General features: G+C 72.8%; 12 protein-coding genes. 5 read left to right on the forward strand and 7 right to left on the reverse strand.

Going from position 1 to position 11,383, the window contains the following annotated elements; all coding sequences use genetic code 11:
• Positions 1 to 9 precede the first annotated feature (9 nt).
• Positions 10 to 270 carry a helix-turn-helix transcriptional regulator gene (locus STBA_RS11030; RefSeq protein WP_077059080.1) on the reverse strand — a complete coding sequence of 87 codons (261 nt, stop codon included), beginning with the start codon at positions 268 to 270 and terminating at the stop codon, positions 10 to 12.
• Positions 271 to 376: 106 nt separating this feature from the next.
• On the opposite strand from STBA_RS11030, the gene map reads away from it, so the two are divergent.
• Together map and STBA_RS11040 are read left to right on the forward strand one after the other, a co-directional pair.
• The gene (map, locus tag STBA_RS11035; RefSeq protein ID WP_077059081.1) at positions 377 to 1,144 is read left to right on the forward strand and encodes a type I methionyl aminopeptidase; all 768 of its coding nucleotides are present in this window, start codon (positions 377 to 379) and stop codon (positions 1,142 to 1,144) included.
• A 120-nt stretch (positions 1,145 to 1,264) separates the two neighbouring features.
• A complete protein-coding gene (locus tag STBA_RS11040; protein WP_077059082.1) occupies positions 1,265 to 1,633 on the forward strand; it encodes a VOC family protein in 369 nt (122 codons plus the stop codon).
• Positions 1,634 to 1,638: 5 nt separating this feature from the next.
• On the opposite strand, the gene STBA_RS11045 is transcribed toward STBA_RS11040, so the two are convergent.
• Both STBA_RS11045 and STBA_RS11050 read right to left on the reverse strand, forming a co-directional pair.
• Complete coding sequence (locus tag STBA_RS11045; protein WP_077059083.1) at positions 1,639 to 3,345, reverse strand: SpoIIE family protein phosphatase; 1,707 nt, start codon at positions 3,343 to 3,345, stop codon at positions 1,639 to 1,641.
• A 103-nt stretch (positions 3,346 to 3,448) separates the two neighbouring features.
• Positions 3,449 to 3,910 (reverse strand): CGNR zinc finger domain-containing protein, encoded by a 462-nt coding sequence (locus STBA_RS11050; protein ID WP_253194650.1) that lies wholly within the window; start codon positions 3,908 to 3,910, stop codon positions 3,449 to 3,451.
• Positions 3,911 to 3,961: 51 nt separating this feature from the next.
• Here STBA_RS11050 and STBA_RS11055 point away from each other — a divergent pair, with 51 nt between their 5' ends.
• Positions 3,962 to 5,161 (forward strand): SMI1/KNR4 family protein, encoded by a 1,200-nt coding sequence (locus STBA_RS11055; protein ID WP_077059084.1) that lies wholly within the window; start codon positions 3,962 to 3,964, stop codon positions 5,159 to 5,161.
• A gap of 16 nt (positions 5,162 to 5,177) precedes the next feature.
• On the opposite strand, the gene STBA_RS11060 is transcribed toward STBA_RS11055, so the two are convergent.
• The 4 genes from STBA_RS11060 to STBA_RS11075 are packed head-to-tail and all read right to left on the reverse strand — an operon-like array spanning position 5,178 to position 9,161.
• Positions 5,178 to 6,020 carry a carbohydrate ABC transporter permease gene (locus tag STBA_RS11060; protein WP_077059085.1) on the reverse strand — a complete coding sequence of 281 codons (843 nt, stop codon included), beginning with the start codon at positions 6,018 to 6,020 and terminating at the stop codon, positions 5,178 to 5,180.
• Positions 6,021 to 6,046: 26 nt separating this feature from the next.
• Complete coding sequence (locus STBA_RS11065) at positions 6,047 to 7,027, reverse strand: sugar ABC transporter permease (RefSeq protein ID WP_077059086.1); 981 nt, start codon at positions 7,025 to 7,027, stop codon at positions 6,047 to 6,049.
• Positions 7,027 to 8,265 (reverse strand): extracellular solute-binding protein, encoded by a 1,239-nt coding sequence (locus STBA_RS11070; protein ID WP_077059087.1) that lies wholly within the window; start codon positions 8,263 to 8,265, stop codon positions 7,027 to 7,029. The genes STBA_RS11065 and STBA_RS11070 overlap by 1 nt, the downstream gene beginning before the upstream one ends.
• A gap of 59 nt (positions 8,266 to 8,324) precedes the next feature.
• Positions 8,325 to 9,161, reverse strand: coding sequence for an IclR family transcriptional regulator (locus STBA_RS11075; protein WP_077059088.1), 837 nt, complete (start codon positions 9,159 to 9,161; stop codon positions 8,325 to 8,327).
• Positions 9,162 to 9,260: 99 nt separating this feature from the next.
• Here STBA_RS11075 and STBA_RS11080 point away from each other — a divergent pair, with 99 nt between their 5' ends.
• Both STBA_RS11080 and STBA_RS11085 read left to right on the forward strand, forming a co-directional pair.
• Positions 9,261 to 10,421 (forward strand): mandelate racemase/muconate lactonizing enzyme family protein, encoded by a 1,161-nt coding sequence (locus STBA_RS11080; protein ID WP_077059089.1) that lies wholly within the window; start codon positions 9,261 to 9,263, stop codon positions 10,419 to 10,421.
• Between the two features lie 7 nt (positions 10,422 to 10,428).
• Positions 10,429 to 11,325 carry a dihydrodipicolinate synthase family protein gene (locus STBA_RS11085; protein ID WP_077059090.1) on the forward strand — a complete coding sequence of 299 codons (897 nt, stop codon included), beginning with the start codon at positions 10,429 to 10,431 and terminating at the stop codon, positions 11,323 to 11,325.
• Positions 11,326 to 11,383 lie beyond the last annotated feature (58 nt).

An 11,383-nucleotide genomic window follows, 5' to 3' on the forward strand; every position in this document is an offset into this window, starting at 1 on the left:
GGCACACGCTCAGGCGGCCGGCAGCTCGCTCACCGCGCAGCCGGTCACCACCTCGTCGAGCGAAAGGCCGAGCGCGCTCGCGAGGGCGGCCACCGTGAAGAACGCGGGGGTGGGCGCGCGTCCCGTCTCGATCTTGCGCAGCGTCTCGACGGAGATCCCGGCGCGGGCCGCGATCTCGCCCATGCTGTGCGCGCCGCGGGCCTGCCGCAGCAACGCGCCGAGCCGGCAGCCGCGTTCACGTTCCTCTGGGGTGAGTGGAGTACGGACCATGCCGTGATACTAATGCCGTGATACTAATACCGGTATAAGAATTGGCCGACCCCGGCCCGCCACGGCCGGGGCCGGCCGTCGGCCGACCTTTCGGAGGCGAGAGACCGTGGTGGAGATCAAGACGGACGCGGCGATGGACGCCATGCGGGAAGCGGGCCGCGTCGTCGCCCGCGCGCTGGCCGCCGCACGCGCGGCGGCGGCGCCCGGCGTGCGGCTGCGCGAGCTGGACGAGGCGGCCAGGGACGTCATCGAGAGCGCGGGCGCCACCGCCCCGTTCCTGCACTACCTGCCCTCGTTCGCGCCCGTGCCCTACCCCGGCGTGATCTGCACCTCGGTCAACGACGCCATCGTCCACGGCATCCCGGACGACTACCGGCTGCGCGCGGGCGACCTGCTCGGCATCGACTGCGGCGCCACCCTCGACGGCTGGACCGGCGACGCGGCCGAGACGTTCACCGTCGGCGCCGCGGGGCCCGAGGACGCCCGGCTCATCGCCGCGACCCGCGGCGCCCTGGAGGCCGGTATCGCCGCGGCCGTCGCGGGCGGGCGGCTGGGGGACATCTCGCACGCCATCGGCCGCGCCGGGCGCGCCGCGGGCTACGGCATCCCCGAGGGATTCGGCGGCCACGGCATCGGGCGCCGCATGCACGAGGACCCGCACGTGGCGAACGAGGGGCGGCCCGGCCGCGGCTTCCCCCTCCGGCACGGCCTGGTGCTCGCGCTGGAGCCGATGCTGACGGCGGGCGGCCACGACGGCTACTACTGCGCGGCCGACGGCTGGACCCTCCGCACCCAGGACGGCAGCCGCGCCGCCCACTTCGAGCACACGGTCGCCATCACCGACGCGGGACCGCGCATCCTCACCATGCTGTGAACGGGCCCCTCCCCCGGCAGGAGTACGCGCCGCCGCGCCACCGATGACTTTCCGCCCGCGGACGGGTCGACAGGAGTGGAACGGGTGACACGGCAGCACCCGCGAGCGGAAGGAACCCCGATGTTCAAGAACACCAAGGCGTTCAGCGGCTTCTCCGTCGACGACACCGACCGGGCCGCGCACTTCTACGGCGAGACGCTCGGCCTGGACCTCTCCCAGGAGAACGGCATGCTGATCCTGCACCTCGCGGGGGACCGGGACGTCCTGGTCTACCCCAAGCCCAACCACGAGCCCTCCACCTGCACCCTGCTCAATTTCCCGGTGGCGGACATCGAGGCCGCCGTCGACGAACTGGCCTCCCGCGGCGTGGAGTTCATCCACTACGAGGGCGCCGATGCCCGGGGTGTCCACCGGGGCAACGGCGGCCCGCCCATCGCCTGGTTCCGCGACCCGGCGGGCAACTTCCTCTCCGTGCTCGTCACCGGCTGAGCGCGTCAGCCGGCGTCCGGCACCCGCAGGGCCAGCAGCGCGATGTCGTCCGAGCCGCCGGGCGGCATGCGTTCGAGGAGCTGCGCGCAGAAGTCGTCCGGCGGGCGGCCGGCCAGGGCAATGGCGTGCCGGCGCAGCCGGTTCATGCCGGTGTCCAGGTCGCTGCCCGCCATCTCCACCAGGCCGTCGGTGAACAACAGCACGGTCGACCCGGGCGGCAGCGGCTCCACGGCGTCCACGCGTTCCACCCGCACCTCGGCCCGCGCGCCGAGCAGCAGGTCCTGGCCCTGTTCGAGGTACTGTGCCCGGCCCTCGTCCGTGACCAGCAGCGGCGGCGGGTGGCCCGCGCTGACCCAGCGCATCTGCCAGCGCGCCCCCGGCCCGCCCACGTCCCCGACCGTCTCGATCCTGGCCAGCAGCAGCGTGGCCATCTGCACGTCCGTGATGTCCGACATCGCGTCGTCGAGGCGGCCGACGATCAGGCTCGGCGGCTCGGCGCGGTCCCAGGCCAGCACCCGCAGCATGTTCCGCAGCTGCGCCATGCCCGCCGCGGCCGTCAGGTCGTGGCCGACGACATCCCCGACGGCGAGCGCGGTGGCGCCGTCCGGCAGCACCAGCGCGTCGTACCAGTCCCCGCCGACCTGCGAGCCGCGCGGCGCCGGCTGGTAGCGGGCGGCCAGCCGCAGCGGGGCGATGTCCGGCAGCGCGGGCAGCAGGTGCTGCTGCATCATCGCCGCGACGTCCCGCTGCCGCTCGAAGAGGCGCGCGTTGTCGATGGCCAGGCCGGCCCGCCGCCCGATATCCCGGATCAGCGGCAGCTCGTCCGGACGGAACGGGCGTTCCGGATCGGTGCGGGCGATGGTCAGCGCGCCCACGACCTGCCGGGGCGTGCTCAGCGGCACCACGGCCGCGGACGTGGCACCCAGCAGATGCAGGAACTTGTGCACGACGGCCCGCGGGCTCTCGGGCGGCGCCTCGATCTCCTCGCGCGTCATCAGCAGCGACTCGTTCCTGCGCAGCACGCGCGACAGCACGGCGCTGGCGGAGTCGGGGATGAGGCTGGTGTCGTCCCGGCCGCTCTCCGCCTCGTCCTCGCGCCCCTGCGGGCCCACGACGGCGACCCGCCGCACCCCCTCCTCGCCCTCGCGCAGGTCCACGGTCACCCAGTCCCCCAGCCGCGGGACGACGAGTCGCCCGAGCCGGTTCAGCGCCTCCTCGGCCTCCAGCGTCTGCGTCAGCACGTCCGTGATCTCCTGCACCAGGGTCAGCCGCTCCGCCAGGTCCTCCATGGCCGCCAGGTGGGCGGCCTGGTGGTTGCGCTTCTCGCGCTGCTCGTCGTTCTCGCCGAACAGCGTCAGCACCTGGCTGGTCCCGCCGTCCCTGACGACCGGCGCGCCGGACCAGCTGACCGGCAGCAGGCTGCCGTCCCCGCGCAGGAAGCTGTCGGTCGTCACCAGGACCATCCGGGTCTCCTCCAGCACGGCCACCAGCGGGCACTCCTCGCGCGGGGCGAGCGTTCCGTCCTGCCTGCGGTGCAGCAGCTCGTGGAAATCCTTACCGACCACCGTCCGGCCCGGGAGGCCGATCAGCTGCAACGCGTGCGGGTTGACGGCCGTGATCAGCCCATCCCGGTCGGTGAGGATCACCCCGGCTTCGAGGCTGTCGAACGCGGCCAACAGGTCCTCGGGTTCCACCGGCACGGAATCGGCCATGGATGTCGCCGCCTTCTCTCGGCCCGCTGGTAGCCCTGCTGCTCCCTTTCCATTCACCGGCAGCCGCGGGGACTCCGCAACCGCCGGGCGGCTGCGTGCACGGTCAGGAACGCCGCTCCCGCAGGCGCCGCCGGTGCGCGGCGACGCGGGAACGGGAGGCGCAGGGCGCCGAGCAGTAGCGGCGGGCGGGCCCGGGGCCGGTACCGAGGTAGAGCACGCGGCAGCCGTCCGCGGCGCACTCGCCCCAGGGCACGCGGCCGTACTCGGTGAGGATCTGCGCGAGCGCGAGGGCGCTCGCGGCGAGGAACCACTCTCCCCAGCTCGCGTCGTCCCCGCGGTCGACGTGCAGGTGCCAGCCGTGGCCGTCGTGGGCGCTGAGCCGCGGCCTGGCGCCGCACTCGGCGAGCAGCGCGTTCAGGGCGTGCGCGGCGCGATCGGCGTCGCGCTCGGTCAGCACGCCCGCGATGCGGGCCGCGGCGGCCCGCTCCAGTTGGCCGCCGCGGCCGTGCTGGCCGCGCTCTCCCGTCGGCCCGCGGCGTGCGAGCCGATGCCTGTCGGTCGCCACTGACCGCCACCGGGCCGCCGCTGTCAGTGCGGCGTGCCACCATGCGACGACATGGACGCCTCCCGCAGCCACGGCCCCGACCGCCTGAGCGCCCTCCTCGGCCCGCCCGCCGCCGCACCCGTCCCCGTCGACTGGCCGGCCGTGGAGTCCTGGCTCCGGCTGCGCCTGCCCGCCGACTACAAGGCCCTGGCCGCCGCCTACGGTCCGCTCGACATCGGCGACTGCCTGTGGCTGCACACCCCGTGCGTGCAGGCCGGGCACTTCGACTGGGGCACGTGGCTGCGCACCACCCACCGCCACTGCCGGATCTCCTCCCGCGACGCCCCGCCGAACGAGCCGCCGCCGTTCCACCCCGCGCCCGGCGGCCTGCTCGCGTTCGGGATGACCAGGTCGAGCAGCCACCTGTTCTGGGACACCGCCGCCTGCGCCGACCCGGACCGCTGGCCGGTGGTCCTCTTCCACCAGGACGCCGTCTACCGGGGGATCAACCCGTGGCGGAGCTACGGCACCCCGCTGCTCGACTTCCTGGACGGCGTCCTGGCCACCGGCATGCCGCTGCCCGGCGGCGGCACGCTCGGGCCGCTGCCCCCGACCGCGCGGCGCACCGCGTTCCTGCCGGGGGCCGTGCCCTGGGTGCCCCCGGCGCCGGGCGCCGAGCCGGTCCCGGCCGCGCGCAGGCGGGCCGCGCTCCGCGAGGGCAGCGGGCTGGACGCGCTGCGGCTGCTCACCCCACCGCCCCGCGTCCCCCGCCTCGGCCCCGGGGACTGGCCCGCGCTGTTCGACCGCCTCGGCACGCGGCTGCCGGCCGACTACCTGGCGCTGATGTCCCGGTACGGCGCCGGCTGCTGGATGGGCTGGCTGCGCTTCCTCACCCCGCTGCGGACGGGCGAGGACGGCTTCGTCCGGCACGTGGCGCAGACGCTCAACGGGTACCGCACCCTGCGCGAGCACGACCCCCAGGGGCACCGGCTGCCGCTGTGGCCGGCGGCGGGCGGCTTCCTGCCGTTCGCCAACTCCATCGACGGCGACCAGTTCGGCTGGCTGACCGAGGGCGATCCGGACGGCTGGCCGCTCACCGTGTGGCCCCGGCACGCCGACCAGGGGCCCCCGCTCCCCGGCACGCTGACCGAGGTGCTGCTCGCGTGGCTGCGCGGCACCCTCTCCGCGGAGGGGCTGCCGGGCCTCGACCGGGACGACGACCCACTGGAGTACGCCACCTTCGAGCCCTGGACGGACGCCAGCTACTGGTGACGCCCCCCGGGGCGGCTCACCCCTTCACCGATCCCGTCGCCATGCCCTTGGTCAGGAACGGTTCGAGGAACAGGAAGAGAACGACCATCGGCACCATCGAGATCAGGCCGACGGCCATCAGGCCGGACCAGTCGACGCTGAACTCGCCGATGAAGGAGGCGATGCCGACGGTGACGGTCCAGCCGTCGGGGTTGCCCATGAGCGTGCGGGCGAAGAGGAAGTCACCCCAGGTGAGGATCGACGCGTAGGTGAACGTCGCGGCGATCCCGGGCTTGAGCAGGGGCACGATCACGCGCCACAGCGCGCCCGCCCTTCCGCATCCATCGATCATCGCGGCCTGTTCGATCTCGACCGGGACGGCATCGACGAAGCCCTTCATCAGCCAGGTGGTGAACGGAACGGTGGCCGCGGTGTTGACCAGGGTGACCGACCACAGGTTGTTGACCATGCCGAAGTTGGCGAAGAGCACGAAGGTCGGAATGATCAGCAGCGTGCCCGGCAGCATCCGGCTGAACAGCAGGGTGAAGCCCATCGCCTGCTGGCCCTTGGAGCGGAAGCGGGAAAGGCTGTAGCCGCCCAGCGTACTGACCACCGTGGAGATGACAGCGGCGCCCACGGTGGTGAGCGCGGAGTTCCGCATCCACTCGAGGACGGGCACGTCGCGGAGCACGGAGGTGTAGGCGCTGAACGAGGTGGCGTCGGCAGGCGGGACCAGTGGCGGATCGGAGACCAGCAGCCGCTCGGAAGGGACGACCGAGGTCATGATCATCCAGTAGATGGGGAACATCAGCACGGACGTGACCGCGATCGCCAGGGCGAGCAGCGACCACCGGCGTGTGCGGGAGAGTGTGGTGGACATGGGTGCTCCTGTGGTGACGGGCCGGTTCAGCCGAACTCGCGGCGCACGGACCGGCCCGCGGCCTTCAGCAGGGCCCCGCAGATCGCCATGGTCACGATGCCGAGCGCGGCGGCGGTGCCCATCTCGAAGAACTGGAAGGCCTCGTTGTAGATCCGGATGGCGAGAGTCTGGGTGGCGTCGTTGGGGCCCCCGCCGGTGAGCGGGAAGATGAAGTCGAACTCGCGGAACACGCCGATGCCGGTGATCACGATGGCGAGTGAGGCGGCCGTACGGACCGCGGGCCAGGTGACGTGGGTGAACTGCCGCAGTGGCGACGCACCGTCCACCCGCGCGGCTTCGTACAGCTCCTTGGGCACCGACTGGAGCTGGGCCAGCAGGACCAGGACGAAGAACGGGTAGTACTTCCAGATCGTCGGCAGGATCACGGCGAACATGGCGGTGTCGGAGTCGACGAGCCAGGCGACGTTGCCGTCGATCACGCCGACCGTACGCAGCAGGTAGTTCACGACGCCGTAGGAGGCATCGAACATCCAGGCGAACGCCGCGCTCACCACCACGCCGGGCACCGCCCACGGCAGCAGGACCAGGGGACGGATGATCCGCCGGCCGGGGAAGGCCTTGTTGAGCAGGACGGCGAGGCCCAGGCCGAGCGCGAAGGCGGGGATCACGACGCCGAGGGTGTAGACGATCGACCGCACGATGTCGCTGACCAGGCCGGGGTCGGTGAGGACGTCGCCGTAGTTGTCGAGCGTGAGCGGGTTCTGCTCCAGGTTGAGCAGGTCGGAGATCTGGCCGCCGCGGAGGCTGAGGTCGATCGCCACGTAAAGCGGGTAGGCCATCAGCAGACCCACGATGGCGAGGGTGGGCGAGAGCGTCAGGTACGCGAAAACGCTGCGGCGCCGGTGCTCGCGCCGCAGCGCGGGCGAGCGTTCGGGCGCGGCCGGCGGCCTGGGGGTGGCGGGCCCGGCGACACCTCTGCGCGGGGTGTGCTGCGGTTCGGTGGTCATCAGGACTCCATGGCCTGCTCGAGCTCGTCCTGCAGATGGGCGGCGATCGAGGCGGTCGACTCGTCGGTGGTGATCAGGGACGTGGCAGCGGCCGACACGATGTCGCTGACGCGGCCGAACCGCTCCCGGTGGGCCTGATTGCCCGGGAAGATCGACACGGCTTCGTCAGCGAGCTGCTGGAAGAGTTCGAGCTGCGGGGTCTCGGCGACGGCCCGGGCGGTGATCGAGCCCGCCCGTGGTGCGGGGTTGGCGGTCAGCTCGGTGTAGCGGCGCTGCCACTCGGGGGTGCCGGCCAGCGCGATGAAGTCCCACACCGCCTCTGCCTTGCGCGGGTCGATGCCGGCCGGCATGTGGATGCTGTTCGAGACGCCGCCGGGGACCTGCGGGAACGGTGCCCGCGCGGCCTTGAGGCCGGGGCGGACCGCGTCGGTCGCGCTGCCCAGCTCGTTCAGGAAGAACGGGCCGTCCAGGAGCATGGCGATCTTTCCGGTGAGGAACAGCTCGTTGCGCTGCTGGGACTGGATGCCTTGCGGCGCTTGGGCGAGGGCACGGCGGTAGAGGTCGAGGCCCGCGATCGCCGCGTCGCTGTCGGCGGTGAACGCACCGTCGTCGGTGGACAGCGCGGCCCCGCTGCCGACGACGAAGGCAGCAAGCTCGGTGAAGTTGTCGGGGTTGGGGGCCGTCGTGGCGCCGAAGCCGTAGATCCCGTCGCCGGTGATCGCTTCGGCTGCCGCGATCATCTCCTCCGCGGTGGCCGGGACCCCGGCTCCGACGGATTCGAGCAACTGCTGGTTGTAGTAGAGGTTGTAGCCGTAGCCGAGCAGCAGGACGCCGTAGTTCTCGCCGTCCAGCGCCATCACCTCCTGCAACGGCGTCCAGGTGCGCGGGATGTCGGTGGACCGCAGGCGGTCCTCCAGCGACTCGAGCCAGCCGCGGCCGGCGAACTCGGCGGCGTTGCGCGCCGGCAGGTGCACGATCTCGGGGCGGTCGTTGGCGGCGAACCTGATCGTGAGCTGGTCGACGTAGCTGTCGAACGGCAGCGAGTAGAAGTCCACCTGCACATCGGGGTGGGTCCGTTCGAACTCGGTGATCAGCTCCCGCCACCACAGCGCGAAGGTTCCCTCGGCAGCCTGCCAGGAGGGGAACTCCAGCACGGTCTTCCCGCCGGCCGTTCCTCCGCCCGAGTGGCAGCCGGAGAGGGCCGCACCCGTGGCGGCCGCCAGCCCCAGCGAGAGCATTCTCCGCCGGGAAGGGCCTGAGGGCCGGGCCGGCACCTGGCCGCCGCGCAGCGCCGACATCAGCCGGCACCGCCCGACGTGCGGGGTGAGTCGGCGGCCGGACCGGCATGCTGTGGGTACACGGCGGGGCCGGTGTAGCCCAGTGCCGTGCTGACCTCGTCGGCCGTCTCGATCACGCGTCCGGCCAGCTCCCCCTCGCGGTTGTCGAGGTCGATGGCCGACAGCGAGCCGGAGATCGAGATGGCCGCGACGACCTCCCCGGCGGCGTCACGGATCGGCGCTGCCACGCAGGCGCGGCCCAGAGCGAGCTCCTCGACCTCCGTGGCGTACCCGCGTCCGACGACCAGTTCGACCTGCTCATCCAGCTCCTCGTGGGTGCCGGCGGTCCGGCCGGTGAACTTCGGCAGCTGGGGAAGCATCGCGCGCCGCTGGCCGGCGGTGGTGCCGACCAGCAGGCACTTGCCCATGCCGGTGGCGTGCAGGGCGTTGCGCTGCCCGGCCAGGGTCATCGACTTCGGCGCGAGCGCCCCCTCGTAATTGGCCAGGTAGAAGACGGTGCCGCGGTGCAGGACGGACACGTTGACGCCGAGGCCGAGCAGCGCAGCGGCCTCCTGGGCATGCCGCCGGGAGGCGCGGTAGACCGGATGCTGGTTGAGCGCAGAGCCGGCCAGGGTGATCAGTCCGGTGCCGAGCCGGTAGAGGCCGGAGTCGGCGTCGCGCTCCACGTATTCGAGGGCTTCGAGCGTCGCCAGCATGCGGGAGGTCGTGGACTGGCCGAGCCCCGCGCGGGAGGAGACGTCGGCGACCCGGAGCGGCCGCCCGTCGTGGAACGCCGCGAGGACGGCGGCCGCGCGTTCGACGCTCTGGTTCGTGCTCGTGCCCTGCTCAGCACCCATTGCCAGCTCTCCAACATCCGAAACGCTTGCCTTACGCGATGGATACTGCATTAGGCTATCCGCTCAGCGCAAGAGATCAGCCGAAGAATGGATGCATGCATGCAGATCGCCTCCGTCGAGACGTTCGTACTCAAGGTCTTCCATCACGAGGCCTACCTCGGCGCCCTGCCGGACGGCAGCGAGGTGCCGCCGGGCTATCAAGTGCGCGCGCCCTGGCGCAGCCTGTATTCGCGCCGGTTCGAGACTTTGCTGGTCAAGGTGACCGCCGAAGACGGCACCGCGGGCTGGGGCGAGGCGCTGGCGCCGGTCGCCCCCGAGGTGCCCGCCGACATCGTCGACCTGCTGCTCGCTCCCGTCCTGCTGGGGCAGGACGCGCTCGCGCCGCGGCCCGCCTGGGCGATGCTGCGGGACCTGATGCGTGAACGCGGGCATCTCGTCGGCCACCAGGCCGACGCGCTGGCGGCCGTGGACATCGCGCTGTGGGACCTGGCCGGCCGGTTGCGCGGTGCACCCGTCGCCACCCTGCTCGGCGGGGCGTTCCGGGACCGGCTGCCGACGTACGTGTCCGGGCTGCCCCGTGCCACCGACGAACAGCGGGCCCAGCTCGCCGCCGACTGGGCGGGCCGGGGCGCCGGCGCCGTCAAACTGCATCTGGGGCACGGGGTGGCGGCCGATCTGGCCACGGTGGACGCCGTCCGGGCCGCCGCGCCCGCGCTGCGGGTCGCCGTGGACGCGCACTGGGCCTACGGCCTGGCCGAGGCCCGACGGCTCGCCGCCGGCCTGGCCGACCGCGGCGGCTGGTTCCTCGAAGCGCCGCTGGCCCCCGAGGACGAGGAGGGCCACCGCAGGCTCGGCGAGCGGACGGCGCTGCCCATCGCGGTGGGCGAGACCCTGCGCAACCGGTACGAGTTCGCCCGCTGGCTGCGTGGTCACGCGCTGGAGATCGCCCAGCCGGACGTGGCCCGTACCGGCATTACCGAGGCAATGGCGATCGCCGAGCTGTGCGCGGCGTCACACGTTCCGGTGGCGCCGCACCACTCCGTCGGGCTCGGAGTCTCCCTCGCCGCGGGCCTGCACGTGGGGGCGGCCGTCGAGGACCTGTTGGTATTCGAGTACCAGCCGACCTCGACCGAGGTCGGCCAGCGCATTCTGCGCACCCCGCTTGAGGTCCGCCCCGACCACTTCCCTCTCCCCGCCGGGCCCGGACTCGGCATCGACATCGACGAGCAGGTCGTCCGCGACCTCGCCGGAAAGGACTGATTCCCTCATGCCCCTGGTCCACGGGCTCGCCCCGATCCTGGCTACCCCCTTCGCGTCGGACGGCTCCCTCGACCTCCCCTCGCTGCGCCGCGTGGTGGAGTTCAACCTCATGAGCGGCGTCGACGGGCTGGCCGTCTCCGGTATGGCGAGCGAGACCTTCGCGCTCACCGCCGAGGAACGTGCCCGCGTACTGCGCGAAGTCGTCGCCGTCACGGCGGGTGCGGTCCCGGTGGTGGCCGGGGTCAACGCGACCTCCACGGTCACCGCCGTGGAACAGGCCCGAGCCGCGGCCGCGGACGGCGCTACCGCGCTCATGGTGCTGCCGCCGTACATGGTCAAGCCCACCCCCGCACAGGTCCTCGACTTCTACGCGGACGTCGCGGCCGCTACGGACTGCGAGGTGATGGTCCAGGACGCCCCCGGAGTCACCGGCGTGACCATGGCTCCCGCGACGCTGGCCGAGCTGGGCAAGCTGCCGGGCGTCACCTCGGTCAAGGTCGAGGCCCCGCCGACACCGGCCAAGGTGACCGCGGTGGCCGACACATCCGCCGGGGAGGACTTCGCGATACTGGGCGGCCTGAACGCCCAGTTCTGCCTCGACGAATACGCCCGCGGCGCCATCGGCACCATGCCCGCCTGCGAGTTCCCCGATCTGCTGCGCCCGGTGCTCGACGACTGGGCCGCCGGACGCCGCGCGAAGGCCCGGGAGGGCTTCGCCCGACTGCTGCCCCTGGTACTGCACGGACTCCAGCAGGGCTGGGCCTGGGCGGTACACAAGGAGGTGCTCCTCGCCCGGAAGCTCATCGCCGACGCCACCGTCCGCACCCCCGCTCGCCCGCTCGACGCCCCGACCCGAGCCGCCCTGCACGAGGTACTCGCGCCCCTGGGCATCGCGGCCGGTTGACAGCCGTCCGTACCCGTCCGCACGCGTCGTTCGCAGTGAGCCCCCGCAGATCACAGCT

Source organism: Streptomyces sp. MP131-18 (assembly GCF_001984575.1).
In the GTDB taxonomy this organism is placed as follows: Bacteria; Actinomycetota; Actinomycetes; order Streptomycetales; family Streptomycetaceae; genus Streptomyces; species Streptomyces johnsoniae.